This window comes from bacterium (genome assembly GCA_024226335.1).
GTDB lineage: Bacteria > Myxococcota_A > UBA9160 > SZUA-336 > SZUA-336 > JAAELY01.
Genome location: JAAELY010000045.1, coordinates 1 through 21,290 on the forward strand (window position 1 = coordinate 1; position 21,290 = coordinate 21,290).

17 protein-coding genes are annotated in these 21,290 nt (G+C 62.5%); 9 read left to right on the plus strand and 8 right to left on the minus strand.

The window, feature by feature from the left end:
- Nucleotides 1-303 precede the first annotated feature (303 nt).
- Nucleotides 304-435: a SelT/SelW/SelH family protein gene (locus GY725_01855; protein ID MCP4002918.1), complete on the minus strand. Its 132-nt coding sequence runs from the start codon at nt 433-435 to the stop codon at nt 304-306.
- A 162-nt stretch (nt 436-597) separates the two neighbouring features.
- On the opposite strand from GY725_01855, the gene GY725_01860 reads away from it, so the two are divergent.
- From GY725_01860 to GY725_01870, 3 genes are all read left to right on the plus strand, one after another.
- A complete protein-coding gene (locus GY725_01860) occupies nt 598-1,698 on the plus strand; it encodes a Nif3-like dinuclear metal center hexameric protein (GenBank protein ID MCP4002919.1) in 1,101 nt (366 codons plus the stop codon).
- A 361-nt stretch (nt 1,699-2,059) separates the two neighbouring features.
- A complete protein-coding gene (locus GY725_01865) occupies nt 2,060-4,768 on the plus strand; it encodes a hypothetical protein (protein MCP4002920.1) in 2,709 nt (902 codons plus the stop codon).
- An 82-nt stretch (nt 4,769-4,850) separates the two neighbouring features.
- On the plus strand, nt 4,851-5,600 hold the full coding sequence (locus GY725_01870; GenBank protein ID MCP4002921.1) for an SDR family NAD(P)-dependent oxidoreductase: 750 nt from the start codon (nt 4,851-4,853) through the stop codon (nt 5,598-5,600).
- Here GY725_01870 and GY725_01875 read toward each other — a convergent pair.
- The 3 genes from GY725_01875 to GY725_01885 all read right to left on the minus strand — a co-directional run bounded on the left by GY725_01875 (nt 5,597) and on the right by GY725_01885 (nt 9,018).
- Nucleotides 5,597-6,730 carry an SPFH domain-containing protein gene (locus GY725_01875; GenBank protein MCP4002922.1) on the minus strand — a complete coding sequence of 378 codons (1,134 nt, stop codon included), beginning with the start codon at nt 6,728-6,730 and terminating at the stop codon, nt 5,597-5,599. The two genes, GY725_01870 and GY725_01875, sit on opposite strands and share 4 nt — an antisense overlap.
- Before the next feature lie 3 nt (nt 6,731-6,733).
- The gene (locus tag GY725_01880; protein ID MCP4002923.1) at nt 6,734-7,222 is read right to left on the minus strand and encodes a hypothetical protein; all 489 of its coding nucleotides are present in this window, start codon (nt 7,220-7,222) and stop codon (nt 6,734-6,736) included.
- Between the two features lie 143 nt (nt 7,223-7,365).
- Nucleotides 7,366-9,018 carry a hypothetical protein gene (locus tag GY725_01885; GenBank protein MCP4002924.1) on the minus strand — a complete coding sequence of 551 codons (1,653 nt, stop codon included), beginning with the start codon at nt 9,016-9,018 and terminating at the stop codon, nt 7,366-7,368.
- Nucleotides 9,019-9,328: 310 nt separating this feature from the next.
- Here GY725_01885 and GY725_01890 point away from each other — a divergent pair, with 310 nt between their 5' ends.
- Nucleotides 9,329-10,270 (plus strand): alpha/beta hydrolase, encoded by a 942-nt coding sequence (locus GY725_01890; protein ID MCP4002925.1) that lies wholly within the window; start codon nt 9,329-9,331, stop codon nt 10,268-10,270.
- Nucleotides 10,271-10,319: 49 nt separating this feature from the next.
- On the opposite strand, the gene rarD is transcribed toward GY725_01890, so the two are convergent.
- Together rarD and GY725_01900 are read right to left on the minus strand one after the other, a co-directional pair.
- Nucleotides 10,320-11,240, minus strand: coding sequence for an EamA family transporter RarD (gene rarD, locus GY725_01895; protein MCP4002926.1), 921 nt, complete (start codon nt 11,238-11,240; stop codon nt 10,320-10,322).
- A gap of 39 nt (nt 11,241-11,279) precedes the next feature.
- Complete coding sequence (locus tag GY725_01900) at nt 11,280-12,062, minus strand: enoyl-CoA hydratase (GenBank protein ID MCP4002927.1); 783 nt, start codon at nt 12,060-12,062, stop codon at nt 11,280-11,282.
- Nucleotides 12,063-12,106: 44 nt separating this feature from the next.
- On the opposite strand from GY725_01900, the gene GY725_01905 reads away from it, so the two are divergent.
- The gene (locus GY725_01905; GenBank protein MCP4002928.1) at nt 12,107-13,420 is read left to right on the plus strand and encodes an MFS transporter; all 1,314 of its coding nucleotides are present in this window, start codon (nt 12,107-12,109) and stop codon (nt 13,418-13,420) included.
- On the opposite strand, the gene GY725_01910 is transcribed toward GY725_01905, so the two are convergent.
- Complete coding sequence (locus GY725_01910; protein ID MCP4002929.1) at nt 13,402-14,964, minus strand: propionyl-CoA carboxylase; 1,563 nt, start codon at nt 14,962-14,964, stop codon at nt 13,402-13,404. The genes GY725_01905 and GY725_01910 overlap by 19 nt on opposite strands.
- On the opposite strand from GY725_01910, the gene GY725_01915 reads away from it, so the two are divergent.
- Entirely contained in the window at nt 14,875-16,437 is a 1,563-nt protein-coding gene (locus tag GY725_01915; GenBank protein ID MCP4002930.1) for a M20/M25/M40 family metallo-hydrolase, read from the plus strand. The two genes, GY725_01910 and GY725_01915, sit on opposite strands and share 90 nt — an antisense overlap.
- Nucleotides 16,434-17,318, plus strand: coding sequence for a DUF4037 domain-containing protein (locus GY725_01920; protein ID MCP4002931.1), 885 nt, complete (start codon nt 16,434-16,436; stop codon nt 17,316-17,318). The genes GY725_01915 and GY725_01920 overlap by 4 nt, the downstream gene beginning before the upstream one ends.
- 27 nt (nt 17,319-17,345) lie before the next feature.
- Here GY725_01920 and GY725_01925 read toward each other — a convergent pair whose 3' ends face one another.
- Entirely contained in the window at nt 17,346-18,407 is a 1,062-nt protein-coding gene (locus GY725_01925; GenBank protein ID MCP4002932.1) for a hypothetical protein, read from the minus strand.
- A gap of 153 nt (nt 18,408-18,560) precedes the next feature.
- On the opposite strand from GY725_01925, the gene GY725_01930 reads away from it, so the two are divergent.
- Entirely contained in the window at nt 18,561-19,811 is a 1,251-nt protein-coding gene (locus GY725_01930) for an EAL domain-containing protein (GenBank protein ID MCP4002933.1), read from the plus strand.
- A 259-nt stretch (nt 19,812-20,070) separates the two neighbouring features.
- On the plus strand, nt 20,071-21,153 hold the full coding sequence (locus GY725_01935) for a Zn-dependent alcohol dehydrogenase (GenBank protein MCP4002934.1): 1,083 nt from the start codon (nt 20,071-20,073) through the stop codon (nt 21,151-21,153).
- Nucleotides 21,154-21,290: the final 137 nt, after the last annotated feature.

The window sequence follows — 21,290 nt, forward strand, 5'->3', positions numbered from 1 at the left end:
CCCGGGATGCCGCCATTCCCGGGATGCCGCCATTCCCGGGATGCCGCCATTCCCGGGATGCCGCCATTCCCGGGATGCCGCGATAGGTTGCAGGTCGGGCGCTGGTCATTCCGATAGAGCTTCAGCTAAGCTACGCCCGCCCGTCAGGGCCCAGCAAAGGAAACCAAGGTGAACCAGGACTCTTTCCACCTGATGTACATGTTCGCTGCCACCTGCGGCGTGCTCTTCATCCCTGTCATCCTGGGATTCGTAGCTGTAATTCTGGATCGCGAGTAGCTTCCAAGGCCCGGGTCCCGAGCTTTCTCAGGTCCGCAGCTTCTCCAGAACCTCCTCCGTTTCAGGGAATCGCCCGGTCTCCTGCTTCGAGAAGACCCGCCGTCCGTCGACGTCCACGTCGAAAACGCCGGCCGCGCCTTTGATCAGCTTTGCTTCCACGCCGATCTCATCGCGGATCGAGGCCGCCAGACTGGTGGCCTTGGGTAGATAGTTTCAGGAAACGCAGTAGGTGATCGAAATATCCATGCGTCCAGTATCGCGCAGCGGAGCGAAACGCGCTTTGCTCCCCAGCGGCGCCGGGAATGCTATCTCTTCGCCTCCATGAATTCCCGAGAGATCAGCGAACTACTGGAGGCCCTGGGCCGGTCCGCACCGTGGGAAAAGGCTGCGGAGTGGGACCCGGTCGGACTGCAACTCGGCGATCCCCGAGAGCGGGTACACAGCATCGCGGTCTGCCACGAGGTGACCGAGGACGTGGTATCCGCCGTCGAGGCAGATCCCGTCGGCCTCCTCGTCAGCTATCACCCGCTCTTGTTCGAGGCCACGACACGCCTTGTCGCCGGCCCGACGCCCGAGGGACGCGCGCTGCGCCTGGTCCGGGCGGGTGTAGCCCTCGCGGTCACGCATACGAACTACGATGTAGCGCCTGGGGGGGCCGCGGACGCGCTCGCCGACGCGCTCGAACTCGAAGACGTCGCCGGATTCGCCCCGCTCTACGGTGCGGGTGCTCACAAGATCGTGACCTTTGCACCCGCAGAAGCAGTCGACGCACTGCTCGAAGCGGTTGCTGCTGAGGGAGGCGCACGCGTCGGCAATTACACGCACTGCTCGTATCGCAGCGAAGGCAGCGGAACGTTCTTCGCCGCAGATGGAACACAGCCGGTCACCGGCAAGCCCGGGTCGCTGAACCTGGAAGCGGAGTCGCGCATCGAGTTCGTGGCTCCGGCCAGTCGCAGCGATCGCATCGTCCGGGCGCTGGTCGGAGCTCACCCCTACGAAGAACCCGCCTACGACGTGTACGAGCAGCGGGGCAACGCCGGAATGCTCGGTCGGATCGGCCGCCCCCCAGACGGCAGCACACTGGGCGAAATCGCGAAACGCGCGATTCAGGCGCTGGAAGCTCCCGCCCTGCGCCTGGCCGGGGATCCGAGCCTGCCTGTGGAGCGCCTGGCCGTAATTCCAGGTGCCGGAGCCGACTTTCTGCCCGCAGCCGCCACGGCCGGCGCAAATGCCGTCCTGACCGGGGATCTGACTCATCATCGCGCTCGTTCGGCTCTGGACGCCGGAATCGGGCTTCTGGACCCGGGGCACGCCCCGACCGAGCGTCCTGGCCTGGAGCGCCTTTTCATCAGCCTGGCGGCTCAGGGGCTGGAGGTGCGAAATCTACTGGAATTTGACCCCGACCCCTGGCGGATGCCCTGATCCGGGCATCTGGCTCCTCGCGCGTGCGCAAGAACATCCACAACTGTGTGTAGCTGATAAGTTTACGGATTCCTTGGACTTTCGTCGTCACCAAAGGCTCGAACTCCCAACTCCAAATAGGCGGAGAGGTGGGGTTCAAACCAGTTTCCGAGCGAATCGTCTTGCGGATATACTGCGGGTTAGTGTTTACGGATGTCGGTCTATCGGATTTTCCGACATCAGACACTAGTCGCTCATGTGCTCAGGCCCGCCACCCGATCCTAAGGGGGCTGCCCAGACTCAGCTCGCGGGGCTGCGCAGGAGTGCGGATGGCGTGGCGCAGTGGAGGACTGCGCCCTTCAGAGGTTGACCGGGAGATCTGATGCTTCGACTGCTGCTTTCGACCCTGCTCGTGACGGTGACCGTAGAGACCGCTGTCGAGGAAGGGAACCAAAACCAGACCTCCGCGGTTGAGGCCGCCGCTGCGCCTGCGACTGAGGAGGATCTGCTCGGTCGGTCCAAGATGGGACAGGAACTGCTGAAGGCCGTCACCCGGGGCCACCTGCTGCGCGTGAGCAGCCTGCTCGATGCGGGAGCGCCGATCGACGCGCGCAGTCCCGACGGCGCTCCGGCGCTGCTGATCGCAGCCAGCCGGGATTCCGCCGAAATGGTCGAGCTTCTGCTCGCCCACGGCGCGAACGTCGAGGTTCGCGACAATAGCTTCCTGACCCCGCTCATGAAGTCCGTTCGCAGGGGCCGCATCGCGGTCGTCACAGCGCTGCTCGAAAGTGGAGCTGATTTCCGCACAGTCGATCGCTCTGGCGCTACCCCTCTGTTACAGGCGGCCGCCCGCGGTCACCTGGCCATCGCAGAGACCCTGCTCGAAAAGGGCGCGAGTCTGGACGAGGCCGACAATTCGGGTGCCACGGCGCTTCATCTCGCGGCCGCGGCTGGAAAACTGCCCGTGATCAAGATGTTGATCGCGCGCGGGGCGAATCGAAACCTGCGCGACGGTGACGGCAATCTGGCCTTCATGGTCGCTGCTCGCGAAGGTCAGACTCCGGTTCTGGAGGCCCTGGTCGAAGGGAACGACGCGGACCTGAACACCACCTCGAACAACGGTCGGACCGCTCTTCAATACGCGGCAGAAGAAGGCCGGATGTTCACTGTCGGCGCGCTCGTTACCCTCGGAGCCGACGTACTCGTCGAAGAATCCAACGGACGCACTGCCCGGGATCTCGCAGCGGCTGCGGGTCACACAGATGTCGCCGGTCTACTTGCCGGAATCGAAGACAGGATCATCCCCGAGCCGCAGACGCCTTCCGCGAATTCCGTAGAGCAAGAGCTTCTGATGTCGGAGCGTGCAGGCCTGGTTGGCGCATTGCTCGCGAAGGGCGCGGACGTGAACGCGAAGGCCAGCGATGGCAGTACCGCGTTGCTCTACGCTGCGGAAAAGGGGCGCGGCGGTGCAGTGCGCGCACTGATCGCGGCGGGTGCAGAAGTCGATGCCGAGACCAAGAAGGGCGATACGCCGCTGGCCCTTGCGTCCAAGCGGGGCTATCGGAGCGTGGTCGACTCACTGCGAGACGCGGGTGCCGATCTGACCCGGGCCGATGCGTCCGTCCTGGTCCCCGAACTCGAATCCGCCGGTGATCTCCTGGTCGGCGCGGCAAAGACGGGAGACGTCGATCTGGTCGAGTCCTTTCTGGAGAAGGGCGCGGACATAAATGTTCGAAGTCGCACCGGCCAGACTGCGCTCATGGTGGCTGCGCGCGCTGGTGAACTCGAGATGGTTCGCATTCTGATCAAGCGCGGAGCGGAAATCGAAGTGAAGACCAAGTCGGGTCAGAATGCACTTCTGCGCGCTGCCAAGGATGGCCGGACCGACGTCGTCAAACAGCTATTGCGTTCCGGAGCGGACGTCGACGCGCGCACCAATGCCGGAGTTACGGCGCTCATTTTCGCAGCCTGGCACGGGCACGACACGACGGCTCGTGTCTTGCTCGAAGCCGGAGCCGATTTGAATGCTCGCACCGACGATGGCCAGACGGCTCTGTCGCGCGCTGCCCGCGAAGGCAATACGCAGATCGTCGAACTGGTCCTGAAGAACGATTCGGATTTGCTCGTGCGCTCCGAGGACGGCAAGGCGGCCCTCGTGCGCGCTGCGCAGAGCGGTCACGCCGAAACCGTCAAACTCCTGCTCGATGCCGGGGCGAGTCCGGACGCGGCCGATCGCAACGGTCAGCCGGCCTTGATGATCGCCGCTCGCGAAGGGCACACCCACATCGCCGAGATCCTGATCGCACACGGTGCCGATGCCAACGCGCACGGACGCTCGGCGCAACTCCCGTTGATGTTCGCCGCGCAGAAAGGCCGCACGGTCATGGCCGCGGCCCTTCTTGCCGGTGGTGCCAATGTGAATGCCAAGAGCAAGACCGGCCAAGATGCGCTCATGTACGCGGCCTGGAAGGGGCGTCATGTGACGATGCAGACGTTGCTCGATGCGGGGGCCGACGTGAAGGCGGCTGCCGCCGATGGTCAGACCGCACTCGTTCGCGCAGCACGTGAAGGGCATCGAAAGGCCGCTCGTCTGCTGCTGAAAGCCGGTGCAGACGTGAATGCGTACGACCGCGTCGGTGCGACGCCACTGATCCACGCTGCGACACAGGGGCACAAAGACCTCGCGATCCTCCTGATCGAGAGCGGGGCCGACGTCAACGCGAAGACGCGCACCGGCCACACGGCGCTGATGCTGGCCTCGACCCTCCCGCCATCAGCGGAGGAACTCGCCCGCGAACGGGGCAGCGATCGCGACAAGGCGATGGTTCGTGCGGCACGAGACGGCCATTCCTCGTTTCTGCGCTCGCTGCTCGCCCGGGGAGCCAAGCTCAACGCGCGCGATGAGAAGGGCTGGACGGCCCTGATCCACGCGTCGGCGGCGGGTCACGAGGAGATCGTACTGATGCTGCTCGAGAACGGTGCAGACGTAAATGCGAAGACCAGCGACGGCGCCACTGCGGCCAAGCTCGCCGCGAGCAACGGTCACCCCCGCGTCGTGCGGTTGCTCGACCGAAGCACGAAGACCCAGTAACCAGGCACTCTCAGGTCCTTTCCGGTTGTCTTCCGCCGGTTAGCTTCGCATCGTCGCGAGACATCCGGGCTAGACTACCCGGATGTCGAGCAGAGTAGATGTCCGGGAACGTGTCGTGGTGATCACGGGTGCAAGTCGCGGTCTGGGTGCCGGACTGGCTCGCAGTTATGCCGAACGAGGCTTGCGACTCGGCCTCTGCTCGCGAACTTCGCCGGTACTTCCCGAATCCCCGACGGTGCACAGCGCGACCATCGACGTCTGCGATGCGGAGGCGGTCGACCGTTTCAGCGCCGGAGTGGCCGAGCGCTTCGGGCGGATCGACGCGTGGATCAACAACGCCGGTGTGCTGGAGCCGATCGCTCCCCTGCGCGACATCGATGCCGATGCCTTCTCGAGGCACCTGAGCATCAATGTGCAGGGTGTTTTTAACGGCAGCCGTTCGTATATCAGACATCTGTGGGCGATCGATCAGCCCGGAGTTCTCATCAATCTCTCGTCGGGGGCCGGACGCAAGCGCTACGCGGGTTGGTCGGCGTACTGCGCGTCCAAGGCGGCTGTCGATCGCATGACCGAGTGCATTGCAGTCGAAGAGGCAGAGCGGGGTCTGCGCGCCTATTCCGTCGCTCCAGGCGTGATCGACACCGCGATGCAGGAGTTGATCCGCGGCTGTGACCGGGATCAGTTTCCCGAAGTCGAGCGTTTCCGCGAAATGAAGCGAACCGGTGCCTTCAATACACCCGAGTTCGTGGGCGAATGCCTGCTCGAACTCGCATTTGAATCGAAGCACACAGGCGAAGAGGTCCTGATCCGTCTGCCGACGGAAGGCGGCTAATCGCCCAGGTTGTGGCCGCACTCACCGCAGAAATTCGCTCCGGGCACGAGATCCGCATCGCAGTTCGAGCAGCTTTCGCCGCCCTGTTGCGCGCCGCACGTCGGGCAGAAGTGCGCGGATGCCGGGATCGAACTCCGACAGGATCCGCAGGCTATCAGGCCCGGGGCCCGGGTCCCGCACTGCGGACAAAAGTGGTTGTCAGCACTCATCGAGCCGTGACATCCACTGCAACTCAAACTCTGGGCGGGCTCACTGACTGCGCCACCTCGCAGCGCCTGGGATACGACGCCGGCCATGCCACCGCCCATACCGAGTCCCGCCCCGATGCCGATTCCCGCTCCGACCAGGCTTCCGCCTTCGCCGTCTATGCCCCCGCCCGCAGCGGCCTTTTCGAGTGCGTGTCCCGCCTGGTAGCGCATGAAGTTGTCCATGCTGCCAATGGCTGCCATGCCTCCGCGTTTGTCGATCATCTCCTGCACGTGATCCGGGGGGGAGATCGAGTGGATCTTGAAGTCGCCGACGGTCACCCCGTACTTCTCGAAGTCCGACATCAGATGCGCTTTGATTCCGGCGCTCAATTCGTTGTAGTAGCGCGCAAGGTCCAGGACGGTGCGCAGGTGTTCACCTAGGAAATCCGCCACGTGAGTGACGATGAAGTTGCGGAAAAAGTCCGATACGGCGTCGGTAGATACGGATCCGACCGTGCCGGCGAGCGTATTGACGAAGACCTGCGCATTCGTGATCCGGAAGCTGAACATGCCGAAGGAACGAAGGCGTACCATCGACAGTTCTTCGTCGCGGAACAGGATGGGCTCTCTGGTACCCCACTTCTGGTTGGCGAACGTCTTCAGGTTGACGAAGATGACTTCCGCGCGGAACGGACTCCGGAAACCCGTGGGGAGTGAGAGGAGCTTGGTCAGGATCGGAATATTCAGAGTCGAAAGCGTATGGCGTCCAGGGCCAAACGTGTCGAGCGCGCGCCCATCGCGGAAGAAAATCGCGACCTGACTCTCGCGTACGATTAGCTGCGCACCCATCTTGATGTCGCCAGATCCCGTCGCTGGAACGCGCTGGACGATCGTGTCGCCTGTGGTGTCGAGACTCTCGATGACTTCGATGAACTGTGACATGCTCTACTCCGCTGCCAGTCTGAGAATTGCGTTTTCGCGATCTTCGAGTGCCCGGCCCAAGGTCTTCACCTCGGAGCGCAACGCGGAGAGTCCGAACTCACCGCTGGAGATCATCGTCTCGACGGTTTCAATGCCCTGGACGACCGATCGATCTTGCTCGTACAGCTGTTCCAGCATTTCCTGGCCGTCCCATTTGATTTCCTGAAAGAAGGCCGCGTAGCCGCGATCGGAGTGGCGTAGTTCGTTGCGCAGCTTCTCTACCTGGTTCACCAGTTCCTGAATCCCCGACATGTCTTCGAGGGCGGCGGCCTTCGTCGCGCTGTGCAGTTCAGAAATTGCGAAGTCGAGGCGCGTGACGCCGAAATCCCGCAGGAGACTGTCCGCCTCGCGTCGGTTCTCGCGGTCGAAGTAGCCGCGAAAGCCGGGAATGCTCTGGATGATTCGTTCCGGAAAGTTCCGCTGGTCCGTAATGGTCTCGTGGATTTTGCTCATCGGTTCCGTCTCGTCCTCTGCGTCCGCGTTGCGCTGTACTTGCACGTCGTTGGTGCCCAAAGGGGTCAGGGGGGTATTCGGCGCACCTTTCGCCGGTCTTGAGGAGCATTCGCGCCCGGAGGGAATCGGGTGAGATTTTCCGGCTAGAAAAGGGAGAAGTGCTTGGTCTCGCGCGGCGCAATGCTCTCGTCGGTGAGAAGCGTGCTGGAAAACCCTTTGAGCGTGGAGCCGATGCGACGGTAGGCCCCGGGCTGGTCCGAGGGTTCGCACGTCTTCGGGCACCAGACGTTTTCGCGGATTTCGAGCGGAAGTGAGACCAGCGTGGCCTGGCCGAGGTGCAACTCTGCGTCGCCGATGAATGCGCGGAAGTTCATGCCATTGAGCCTGCGCGTGCTCTGAACATCGTGCAGGGCCAGGAGAGCGAAGCGTGCCAGTCCGGCGGCTTCCTTCGCATCGAGTTCTACACCTAGCATGTGCGCACGCGAATCCGGATTCGGGCGGTCGGAGGAGAGTTCGGGCTGGCTCCAGTTCGCCCAGCCGGTCAGTTGAGCGAAGATATCGTCGAGCAGTTCATTTCCGTAGAGATTCCTCGCAGGGATCAGAAATTGCGAACGCTCGGGGTCGGTCTGTTGAAACTGACGGGCCACGGCTTGCGGTGAAACCCGTTCTAGCCAGTCCCAGATACGCTCGAAAGTGTCCTCTTCCACGCGAAGCGAGAAATCGAAAGCCCAGAAGGGGCAGTACAAGACCGAGTCCGCCTCGCTCTCCGGTGGCGACGTGCCTACCCGATAGGAAATGCTCTCGAGCCCCGTAGGCGTGACGGCGATCCCCAACGCGCAGGTCGGACAGAAGACGATTCGTTCGCGCTCGGGAAGATCGAGATCCCAGCCGCAGTTGGGGCACTCCGAAGCAATCGCGCGAATCTCGGGTCGCGTCAGAACAGACGATGTCGCCACCGATGGAATCGAGCGAAATCCCTCGACTTCTTCGGACTGCAACTCGCCGGCGAGCGTGTCGAACTGCCGATCGAACAGGAGGTGGCGTGTGTGGGCGCTCCGTCGCGTCCGGACGTAGGTCATGTGCTTGTACACGCGGAATCTGCGTTCGCGGACTGTGCTGTCGATCATCGTGACGATGCTGATGCCGTTGCGCGGTCTCACCTTGGACGCATTGCGGCGTTCACCCAGACTCGGTTCAGGCTGCTCGACGACCGTCAGAAAGCGGTTTTCCGCGCAGGCGAGATGCGCGTCGGAGATCAACTGCATGTGCATGCCACGGATCTTCAATCCGCGGTCGCGCAGATTGAATTCGCCCGCGTCGTAGAGCCTCTTGATGTCCTCCACGTCGAAGCCCTGTACGAAGCTCTCCTTTGCTCTCCCCCGCCTGCCCAGAATCCCCTGGGCTACGGTCTGTTCATGGATCTCGTAGGGCGCGAAGAAGTCGATTTCCTCCTCGACGACCAGTTCGCGGCGCAGCTGTTCAGCGAAGACGCGCACCTTCTCTTCGACCCAGGGCGGTTCGATTTCCAGGCCATCTTCGATGCGAAACCGGCCGACCAGGCTGCTCTTGAAGTCGCGCACTTCACGGAACAGGAGCAACTCCCTCACATCGCTCGGTGTATCGGGTCTGTCGCCGGCAATGAAGACTTCGGTATTCAGCTCGCGCGCTGAAACGAGAAGGGAGCCACAGTAGGCGCAGTGGAAGTGGTGGTCCCAGATGGTCGCGCGAAACGGCGCGGCGCACTCCGGACAACTACCTTCAATCTGCAGGCTATCGGGGGGGGTAGGGCCGTGCATCAGCCCCGGAATCGGCTGGCCGGGTCTGGAACTTCAGGCGATGAGTTCCTGGATCCTCCGATTCCAGAAGGCCGGTCCGCGCGGCTGTTCGGTCTGCGTGGTCGTGAGCCGCGGATCCAGGGCCCGTTCTGTCCCTTCCGCCATTGGGGCCGGTGTCCCGCACTGCCGGCGGCGGATGCGTTCCCGGCGGAGTTTCCCGAGTAAAACGCTATCTTCCCGCCGGAGTTGCACATCGATCGCATTCTTGTGCGCTTCTTTTGCAGGGAATCTGCCACTATTCCTGGGGGTACCGGGGCGCGGCAGTATCGTCATGTCGAGCGTTCGCCCACACCTGGGAGTGGAATTGACCGAGCGGCACTCATCGTATGTCGACCGGACCATCCGTCTGACGGACGGTCGTCGGCTCGGATACGCGGAATACGGAGACCCGGACGGGTTGCCGGTTCTGTACTACCACGGTGCACCGAGCACGCGACTCGACGCTCAGGTGGCCCATGTTCCGGCCTTGCAGAAGGGCGTGCGCCTGATCTCCGTGGATCGACCCGGCCTGGGCCTTTCGGACTTCAAGGCAAAGCGCAGACTGCTCGACTGGCCCGATGACATCGCTCAATTGGTGGACCACCTGTCGCTCGGGGGCTTTTCGCAACTGGCCATCTCCGGCGGAGGACCCCACGCACTGGCGTGCGCGCTCAGAATGCCCGATCAGGTGCGCGATACCGCCATCCTCAACACGTTCGTGCCCGGCGGCATCCGGATGAATCAAGCGAATCTGAGCCTTGCCAATCGCTTCATGGGCGCGATTCTGCCGCGCTTTGCACCCTGGGCGTTGGCCATGGTCTACCGCCGTGTGGCTCGAATCGCCGCCGACAATCCACAGCTTCTCCTTCACCAGCTCGAAGAGATGCTCCCCAGCGAGGATCGCGACGTGATGGCCAAGCCCGAAATGGTCGAGGCCTTTTTCGACACTTCTCACGAGACGTTCCGCTCGGGCGTCGAAGGAGCGGTCTGGGAGACCCGGCTGACGATTCTGGCCTGGGAATTCGACGTATCCGAAATCCGCACCCCCGTCTGGCTCTTCCACGGCGACAGCAACAACATCGTGCCCGTCGAGGCTCTTCGTGAGTTCGCCCAGAAGCTGTCGAAGTGCACGGTTCGCATTCTCCCCGGGCACGGCCATATTCCCCTGCCGAATATGTACGCTTCAGCACTGACGGTCCTCGTCGACGAAGCCCGCTCGCCCAGTCGTCTCTAGCAGGGATCGGCCCGGGGCGGAGTTGGCTCGATTCAGACCGCCAACCCCGCTATGCGGCCGAAGTCGAGACCGGCGAGGAACTGCGCAGCATATCTCCCGAAAAGACCAGCAGCCCCGCCCAGATGAGACCGAAGCTCAGCGCGTGGGTCCCAGTGAAATCCTCATCGTAGAGCCGCACCGCGAGCACGAGTGTGATGCTCGGCGCCAGATACTGGATCAACCCGACCGTGGTCAGCGGTAGCCTGCGGGCTGCGCCAGCGAACCACAAAAGCGGGGCTGCAGTTACGGCGCCCGCGCCAACCAAGAGGGCCATCGTCACCCACCCGACGCTCGCCAGGTTTGCGAAAGCACCATTGCCCGCAATCTCAACTGAAAAGATATATCCCAGTGCAAAGGGTGCGAGGATCAGTGCCTCCGTCGACAACCCGGCCAGCGCGCCGACCCGCGCGGTCTTCCGGAGCAGACCGTAGAGCGCGAAGCTTCCGCCGAGAGCCAGCGCGAGCAAGGGCAGGGAACCGAGTCGGAGCACCTGCACGGCTACACCTGCACCGGCGAGGACGACTGCAAACAACTGCGGCCGCGAAAGGCGCTCCCGCAAGAACACCGTTCCCAGAACCACATTCATCAGCGGCGTCAGGAAATAGCCGAGACTTGCGGCCACCATCTGATCGTTATTTACCGACCAGATGAACAACATCCAATTCGTCCCGATCAGCGATGCAGTGGCAAGTGCCCGCAATCGCTGGGCTGGGTCGCGAAACACCGCTGCGACTTCGGGCCAGCTTCCGGACAGCGACAGGGATGCGACCATCAGCGCAAGCGCCCAGACCACGCGATGTGCCAGGATTTCGCTTGCCGGAAGATGGCTTAGCGCCTTCCAGTAGAGCGGGAGAACGCCCCAGCTGCCATAGGCCAGAAGGGCGAAGACGAATCCGAGCCAGTGGGACTGACGGGCGTTCTGGGCTTCCATGATTGAGATTCCGCGACCTGCCGGTTCTGGCCCGAGACACTAGGAGGTCTGCTCGCGGCCCCGTTTCAAGATGCCCTTTCGCCGCTCTTCAATAGCTTCAGCGTCTACCGTCTTGTTCGCTCCGCGGGAGATTTCGGACTCGATTCTCATACCCGCATCGAAGTCCTTCGCGAATCCCTCATCGATCAGGCGCTTGTAGCCTGTGAGTGCCTCCGGAACGCACGAGAGCATGTCTCTGGCGAGGCTCTGGCAGGTCGCAAGCAACTCGTCGGGAGCGACGACGCGGCCGAGAATTCCCCAGGCAGCGGCCTGCTCCGCGCTCAAGTAATTGCCCGTCAACGACAATTCCTTCGCGCGATAGATACCAATGGCGCGCGAAAGCTTTTGACTCAAGCCCCAACCGGGCAGGATTCCGACCCGAGCGTGAGTATCGGCAAAACGCGCTGTGGTTGAGCCGACCAGTACATCGCAGGCGAGCGCTAGTTCGAACCCGCCCGTCACGGACGCTCCGTTGATCGCGCCGATTACGGGTCCCCGGAAGTTGGAGATCGCACGGACGACGTTTCCATCCTCGAACGCGCGATTGGCGAGAGCGTTGTCGCTTGCCCCCAATTCTTTCAGATCGAGACCCGCGCAGAACGCGCGTCCCGCACCTGTCAAGATGATGACTCGAGTCTGGGAATCGGCTTCCAGTTCAGAAAACGCCTGGGAAAGCGCCCCACGCAATTCGCCGGAAAGCGCGTTCATTGCTTTGGGCCGATTCATCGTCAGTGTGGCAATCCCGTCGGGTGTTTTCTCGACAAGCAGTACCGGTTCGGACATATGCGAGACCTCCGTGAGCTTCGCGTATGCTATCGGAACTCCCGATGCGAATGCGAACACCTCCCGATTCTGCACTCAGCAAGCTCCCCGCGGTTCACCGTCTATTTCCCGGCGTTTTCTACGGGTGGCTGATCGTCTTTGGAAGTGCACTCGTTTCCTTTGTCTGCGTGGGAGTCGGCTTCTACAGCCAGGCCGTCCTGCTCGACAGTCTCGTGGAAACCCGAGGTTTTACACGGGAATCGATTTCAGCTGCATCGAGTCTGTATTTCATGGTTGCGGGAATCGCTGGCAGTCTGATCGGTCTGGCGATCGATCGCTGGGGGCCCAGGCTTTGGATCATCTCCGGATCGTGTCTGATGGCGGGGGGCCTCGCGGCCATCGGTCGAGCGCAGAACCTGCAGATGGTGTACGCGTTCTACGTCTTTATGGCGATCGGGTTCGCCATGTGCACCTCGGTTCCGAACAACGCGATCATCACACGCTGGTTCGTCTCGCTGCGGACGCGCGCGATGAGTGTCTCGCAAACGGGAGTTTCAGTCGGGGGTATCGTCGTCGTGCCGATGGCGACCTGGTTGATCCTGCACAATGGTCTGGAAAGCGCGACTGCACTGCTTGCGCTGGTCATTGTGGCCGTGGCGCTGCCGGTCACGGTATTCATCCTGCGTTGGGATCCGGCGGAGTTCGGATTGGAGCCCGACGGTGCTTTCGAGCTAGCCCACTCTGATCCCCGGGTCTCGATGGAAGTCCAGAGGCGTATCTGGACTCTGGCAGAAGCCGTTTCGACTGCGGCCTTCCGACGGCTCGCGATCGCGTTCGGGATGATGCTATTTGCTCAGGTCGGCTTTCTGATCCACACGCTCTCGTATCTTCGTCCTATCTTGGGAGCGAACCCGGCTGCTCTCGCACTGAGCACGGTGGCCGGTGGAAGCATCATCGGCCGCCTGGCGGTCGGCTTTTTCGCGGACCAATTCGAAAAGCGCCGCCTCGCGGCCGTCCTTTTCTGCGTTCAAGGAGTTGCAGTCCTGGTCCTCAGCTTCGTCACGGACTGGCGCGCCGTCTATCTGGCGTGCCTGTTCGTGGGCTTCACGATCGGCAATATCTTCATGTTTCAGTCACTACTGGCGAGCGAACTCTTCGGCATACCATCATTCGGTACGGTGTTTGGTGCGCTACAGCTGTGTACGCAGGTGATCAGTTCGCTCGGCCCACTTGCGCTGGGCTGGTTGTCGGTGCAATTGGGAGGTTACCCGGCCGGTCTGCGCGTCCTGGCGTTCCTGGCCTTCATCGCCGCGTTGATCGTCTCGACCGTGCGCCCACCCCTTCCTCTCGTCGTCGAGTCTCAGGGGCGGACGGTATAGGCGCGCGGGCCCAGGTGCTCCGCGAGTCGAGGCTGGATCCACTCGACCCAGTCGCATAATGCCGCCCGCGTGTCGCGCGGATCGATCATATCGTTGACGCCGAAGCCCTCTGCGCGCGCGTAGGGGTCGCGCTGGGATGAGATGCGCTCCTCGATCTCGCGCCGCTTCGCTTCGGGATCTTCGGCGGCTTCAATCTCGCGACGGAAGGCTACGGCGACGCCGCCCTCCAGAGGTAGCGCACCGGATTCCGCGGAGGGCCATGCCAGGATGTGGCCGCCGGGTCCGAAGTGGGCCGCTCCCGCCACACCAAAGACCTTGCGCAAAATCACCGAGACCCAGGGCACTGTCGATTGCATCACCGAGAACAACGCCGCTGTACCGTGGCGGATCGTCGCCTGCTTCTCCGCATCTGGTCCGATCATGAACCCGGGCTCGTCCACAAGGCTGACGATGGGCAGATGAAAGGTGTCGCACAGGTCGACGAAACGCGTGACCTTCTGGGCGCCTTCGGCACTCATGGCTCCCGCGTAGAAGTAGGGGTCGTTTGCCATGATTCCGACGGGCTGTCCGTTCAGTCGGGCGAGACCTGCGACGAGGCCTCGACCGAAGCCGGACGTCATTTCGAAAAACGAGCCGCGATCGGTGATCATTTCGATCAGGTGACGGATCTTGTGAGCTTTGCGCCGGTCACGCGGAATGATGGAGAGCAGTTCTTCCTCGCGCCGGCCCGGATCGTCGTCACATGGGATGACGGGTGCGGGTTGCTCCACATTCGTCGGCAAGTAGGAGAGAAAGCGCCGGATCTGAGCGAACGCATCGGCTTCGTCGACCGCCAGATTGTCAACCACTCCGCTGCGCGCGTGAACCTTGGCTCCGCCGAGTTCCTCTTTGGTCATTTCGATTTTTCGCGCCCGTGCAACGAGTGCGGGACCCGCAACGAGAATCTGCGCGGTCTTGCGAGTCATGACCGAGAAGTGTGATGCCACCAGTCGTGAAGCCGGCAGACCGGCGACCGGTCCGAGGGCGGCTGATACCACAGGAACCTCGGCCATCACGCGCATGATCGACATGAAACGAGGCGAAGAGTGCAGACCCTCCCCGCCGCCTTGTCCGCCGCCGCCGGATTTTCCCGCACGCGGCACGCTGCCTCCGCCGCCTTCGAGGAATCGCACCAGAGGCACTCGGTAACGGATCGCCAGTTCCTCGGCGAAGACCGACTTACGCAGGCCGGCGGGCGAGGGGGATCCGCCCTTCTGTGTGAAGTCCTCCCCACCGACAGCACATAGCCGCCCTTCGATCTTGGCCAGGCCCAGTACGTAGTTTGCCGCGGAAAAGCCGGTCAGTCGGCCCTCGTCGTCTTTTTCGGGCTGTCCGGCGATCGGACCCTGTTCGCGCAGTGTGCCCGGGTCGATCAGTGCGTCGATGCGCTCGCGCACGGTCAGGCGGCCCTTCGCATGTTGGGTATCGACGGCCTCGCTTCCGCCGAGTTTGCGGGCGAGTTCTCGTCGTGCTTCGATTCCTTCGACTTCTGGCTTCCAGCTCATGCAACCATTCTACCGGGCCGCTCCGAACCCTGCTTTGCTAGCTTCGTCACAACCGGCGAGGGAAGCGGCGTGGGAAAAGACGAGAGATCTGCAGTACTCGATGCGCTCGAGTCCGGATTCGAGCGCACCCTGGAGGGATTGTGTGAACTCTCACGCATTCCCGGCGTATCGGCAGCTGGCTTCGACCGACGCGAAGTCGAACGCTCGGCGGCCCAGGTTGCGGACCTGCTCAGCGATGCAGGGCTGGAGAATGCCGAGGTCCTGAGCGTCGGTGACTCCCATCCCTATGCAATCGCAGACTGGCTGCACGCAGGTGCTGGAGCCCCGACCGTCCTGATCTACGCACACCACGACGTGCAACCCCCGGGTCGACCCGAACGCTGGTTGACTCCAGCTTTCGAACCGACCCTGCGCGATGACGGGCGTCTGTACGGACGCGGTGTCGTCGACGACAAGGCGGGTCTGATGCTGCACCTGGCCGCGCTGCGCGCCTGGTTCGAAGCGGCGGACGGACCCCCGGTCAACGTGAAGCTGATGGTCGAAGGTGAAGAGGAGATCGGCTCGCCACACCTCGCAGAATTCCTGCTCGGTCAGCGCGAGCGTCTCGATGCCGATGTCCTGATCCTCTCGGATACCGCGAACCTGGAAACGGGTCTGCCGTCCCTTACGACGAGTCTTCGAGGTCTGGTGATCGTCGACGTAACGGTGCGCGCGCTCGACCACCCCGTACACAGCGGAATGTGGGGAGGTCCCACGACCGACACAGCGAGCGCCATGGTCCGGCTTCTGGCGCGTCTCATTGACGATGCGGGAGTGATCCAGATTCCGGGTATCTACGACGACGTGCCGGAGACATCGCCAGACCTCCGAGCACAACTGGAAGCCCTTCCATTCGACGAACTCGCCTTTCGTGCAGAAGCGGGTCTGTTGACGCTCGGCCCGCTCGCGGGCGAAAGCGACCGGAACATATGGGAGCGACTCTGGTTTCGACCGAGTCTCGCGTTCACGGCGATCGAAGGTGTGCCCCTGGCGGCTGCGGCCAGCCAGCTCATGGACGTCGCGCGAGCGAGGGTCGGGCTGCGGTTGGCACCCGGTCAGGATCCCGAGCGTGCAACGAGATTGCTATGCGAATTTCTACACCGCGATCCCCCGGCCGGTGCGCGTGTGGAGTTGAGTCGCGAAGCGGTGGGTGGCGGCTGGCGCACCGAGCCCAACGGTCCGGCATTCGACGCTGCTCGCCGAGCTCTCGAAGCGGGCTATGGCCGTCCTGCGATTTCGATCGGTTGTGGTGGCTCGATCTCCTTCGTCGGTCCGTTCGCGGAAGTTCTGGGTGGTGCACCGGCACTCCTGCTCGGACTCGAAGATCCGGTCTGCAACGCGCATGGTGAGAACGAAAGCCTGTGCGTAGATGATTTCTACAAAGCCGCGCGCTCGTCCGTTCATCTGCTCGACGAGCTGCGCGGGTTCAAATGAGCGATCCGCTCTCTGGAATGTCGCAGGAACAGGCGGCGTTGGTTCGCGATCAGGTCGGTGCGCTGGCCGAGGTTTCGGGGATCCAGGCAGTCGTTCTGGCGGGTTCATTCGCGCGCGGCCGAGCCCGGACGGATTCCGATATCGATCTCGGGCTCCTGTACAGCGACGAGCAAGCACCCGATCTCGAGATGATTCGCGGTCTCGCGGCGCGCTGGCACGATTCTCCCCGGCCCGTAGTGACCGAACTCTACGAATGGGGCCCCTGGGTGAACGGGGGCGCCTGGCTGACGGTATCGGGACAGAGGGTCGACTGGCTCTATCGCAACCTGGAGCAACTCGAACGTGTAATTGAGGAAGCGGATGCCGGACGCTTCGAGGATCACTATCTGCAGCAAGCTCCGTACGGATTTCTCAGCGTCAACTACCAGGCCGACCTGCTCGCGTGTCGAGTGCTCCACGATCCGCTGGGACGCATCGCTCGCCTCAAGCTGCGGGTGCTGAATTATCCGGAACCGCTACGCGCGAGCATCGTGAGGCAGAGATTGCGCGACGTCGAATTCGGGATCGAGTCGTTCGCTCGCCCGGCGGCGGCCCGCGCAGACGTGTACTACTCAGTCGGGTGCCTCACACGCTGTGCCGCCTTTCTGGTCCAGGCGCTTTTTGCGCTCAATCGCGTGTATCAATCGGATCAAAAGACGGCACTCGACGAGATTGAAGAATTCGATCATCAACCCGCGGATTTTCGGCGCCGCATCGACGACCTGCTAGCCAACCCCGGTGCCGACGCCGAGCATCTGAGCCGTTCGGTCAGGTCCCTGGAGGCGCTGTTTCGCGAAACCGCGTCTCTCTCGGGAGATCTCTATCAGTCCGGGGCCGCTTGAAAACTCCCGACCTGGAACTCGTCCAGTTCAAGTCTTTCGCCTGAATACTCGCGCAACTCCCGATGCGACGATCAACAGGACTGCGCCGAAAGCCGCGCCCGCGATGAAGCGGCGGTTGCTGACGAACATCCAGCCGCGCACCCAGTACATCGGGAGAGGCTTCCGGATGGACGCGGCTCCAAGCACTCCATCGTAGTAGTCGGTCCAATAGTCGGGCCCGTACTGTTCGATCGGATCCAACTCGCGTCCAGCCAGCGACTCCAATTCGAAACGGATTGCGCCCGTCGCGCTCGATTCGAGTCGTACGGCCAGGTCGTTTTCTCTACCGTGCAGCCCGGTCGCGATGTAAGTGATGTTTTGCTCTGGGACTTTCCAGTACAGCGGAGGGAAATGGGTCCTGTCTCCCGAAATCCAGTAGACCGGTTTGTGTTGCGCGAGAGATTCAAGTGCCGGTTGCAGATGCTGCGCGAAAACGCCGCTGCGATAGTCTGCGGGGCGGTTCACACGACTGCGCACGATTTCGAGTCGGGGCTCATCGATCGCCCAGACCAGGTGATGGGTGAGGATCACGACGTTGCGGATCGATGGATCACGCTCAGCTTCGGCGAGGATTCGCAGGAACTCATCGAGGCGATCCTGGGGTAGCGCTTCCCAGTTCAGATTCAGATCGAAGATCGCATAGAGATCTGACCCGATCCTGAGCTGATAGCTGGTCCGGCCGTACTCGCGCTCGAATACTCCCGGTTCGCGCAGGTCGTGATTGCCCGGTGCGATGTAGACCGGGATCTGCAGAGCGTCCGTCATGCGTGCGAAAGCGCTGCGGTGAACCGGTGACAGGATCTGCATCGTGTCGCCCAGAAGGAAAAGGGCTCGGGCGCCACTGCGATTGAAGCGATCCAGGTTCAGCAGCAGAGACGCTACGGGGTAGACCGACGGTCCGTAGGAATGCCCGATCAGCCAGACGGAGTAGGCCTCTCCCTGCGGGACCTGTACCAGTTCCCGCCCGTTGACCGGAGACACCTGAACCGGATCCGCACCCGCGGGAGCGGCCAGGAATGCGATGCATAGAAACAGGATGACGCGTTGCATGCGCAGAAAGCAGATAGCATCGAGTCACCCGGCTCGAAACGGGAGGAGTGCGTGATTTTTTTCCGCCCGTAAACCCGCGCTTTCACTCTTGCCTCAACGAAGGCCTCGAGGTTGCCGATGCCGAGAGATGCATTCGATCTGTGCAGATACGGTATGAGTGAAAGCACCGAAAAACAGGGATCACTATCGCCCCTGGGCGACACCCTGGACGAACTGGCGGATCGCTTCGGTGCGCAGACCGCCCTGGGCTTGTTGGTCCTGGACGCGTCACCGCTGGAAGAGATCGAAAGCCGAAGTGGCCATGAGGCTCATGCCTGTGCTCTGGCGTCACTTGCGGCCGCCGTGGACAAGATCTGTGGCGAACTCTGCGACGGCGCCCAGATGGTCTCTGTGGGTGAACTCGGGCGCAGCGAGCTCTTCGTATCCATCGTCAGACCGACGAATGACATCGATTTCTATCGCGACGAGCTGCCGCGTCTTTCGCATCAGCTCGGCGAGCGACTCGCCCGCCAGGGCCAGCGCATCGTCTACCCCTATCTGCGGAAGCTGCCATCACTGTGGATTGGCCGAGCCTACGTCATGCGCAATCCCCGCATAGGAGCCGTCACGCAGATCCGCGCGGCGATCGACTCCGGTCGTCAAGACGCCGCGCTGAACCGAAGCATCGACATGAGGGAGCGGAGCTTCGAGTTCATGGACGTGCTCGTTTCTGGACGAGTGCGCTCGGTCTACGAGCCGATCGTCGATGCCAAGGGTCTGACCGTGTTCGGTTACGAAGCGCTGGCACGCGGAGAAGAAGGCAGTTCCTTTTCCGGAGCCGCTGAACTTTTCGGGATGGCGGCGCAGGAGAACCTGCTGTTCGAACTCGATTGCCTGTGCAGGCACAAAGCGCTCGAAGGCGCGATCGATTTTCCCGACGGCGTGAAGCTATTCATGAACATCAGGCCAACGTCGATCCACGATCCGTCGTTCCAGCCGGACGCGCTCACACGCACGCTCGATGAATGTGGGCTCAGTCCCAGTGACGTCGTCTTCGAGATCTCGGAGCAGGAGTCGATCGAGAACTACGAGATCTTCCGAGAAGCTCGCGATGCCTACGGACGGCTCGGCTTTCAGTTCGCTCTCGACGACACCGGAGCTGGATACGCTTCGCTCGAAGCCGTGCTGGAGCTCTCTCCCGAGTTCATCAAGGTCGATCGCGCATTCGTGAAGGGGATCAACGAGGATCCCGCTCGTCAGAACATGGTGCGCGCGTTCCAGCGGATCGCCGACGACACGAACGCCAAGATCATCGGCGAGGGTCTCGATACGCTCGAAGAGCTGCAGACCCTCGGCGAACTCGGCATCCAGTTCGGGCAGGGCTGGTTGTTCGGAAAACCCGCCCCGCTGCGTCGCAGCTCCTAGCAGACGACGCAAGAAGCCTCGGTCCCGGCCCACCAATCCTCTCCAGCGGGCTTCAATGCCCTCTGAGAGGCGGTTTCCGGCCCCAGGACCCGTTTCTCGCGTAGCATTGTGGAGTTTCGAAGCACCGGACTTCTGGCCCCGGCACGGGTCCTCGAGTCGCTCGGGCGCGACGGGTCCGGCGGTGCGACTTGTATCGCACCCTCGGTTGCCTTTATAAGAACGACTCGACTGAACGCGAGTCTACTCTGAGGAGACACCCATGAAGGCCTTGATTACCCGAGATCTCAATCAGTACAGCGTCGAAGAGGTTACGATCGACCCGCCCAAAGCTGGCGAAGTCCGGATCAAGATGGGGGCCACCGGTGTCTGCCATTCCGATCTCTCGGTGATCAACGGAACCCTGCCTCTGCCGCGGCCGATCGTGCTGGGCCACGAGGGCGCGGGTGTGGTCGCGGAACTGGGCGAAGGCGTGAGCAACGTCGAAGTCGGCGACCACGTCGTACTCAGTTTCATTCCCCTGTGCGGAACCTGCTTCTACTGCCAGCGCGACCAGCCGTTCCTGTGCGCAGCAGGTGCGCCGACCGGTCGCATGCTCGACGGAACCGCGCGCGTTCACAAGGGCGATGAGGACCTGGCCGTAATGCAGTTCCTCGGCTGTATGGCCGAGGAAGCGATCGTGCCGGCGACGGCCGTCGTCAAGATCGACAAGAACGTTCCCTTCGACAAGGCTGCACTCGTCGGCTGTGGTGTGATGACGGGTGTGGGGGCTGCAATCAACACCGCGAAGGTCACACCGGGTTCGACCGTCGCCGTGTTCGGCTGCGGAGGAATCGGCCTGTCGATCATCCAGGGTGCGCGACTCGCGGGTGCCCGTAAGATCATTGCCGTCGATCTGGCCGACAATAAGCTGGAGATGGCGCGCAAGTTCGGTGCGACCGACACCGTCAATGGCACGGGTGACGCTCTTGGGGCGATCCGCGAGATGACCGACGGCATCGGTGTGGACTTCGCATTCGAGGCGGTGGGTGTTCCGCAACTGATGGTCCAGACCAATGAGGCGGCGCGGCGTGGGGGTACGGCCGTCATCGTCGGCGTTGGCAAGCTCACCGATCAGGTACCGTTCAACGCGCTGATGCTCTCGATGTCGGGCAAGACGGTAAAGGGCAGCATGTACGGAGACGCGCATCCGCACCGCGACTTTCCGATGCTCCTGGACCTGTACAAGAACGGAAAGCTGAACCTCGACGATATGGTGACCAATACCTATTCGATCGACGAGGGACCGCAGGCCTTCGAGGACATGGAAAAGGGCGTGAACGCGCGCGGCGTGATCGTCTACTAGGGAATCTCTGCACAGGGAGGAATCGAGCGAGAAGCGGGAGTCGCCGCCTGAGCAAGAAGCGTGATCCGATCGCAGATCCGTAGATCTGCAGAGGGTCGCGCGACGCAGCGCAGGCGGATGCATCACGCTTCGCAGCC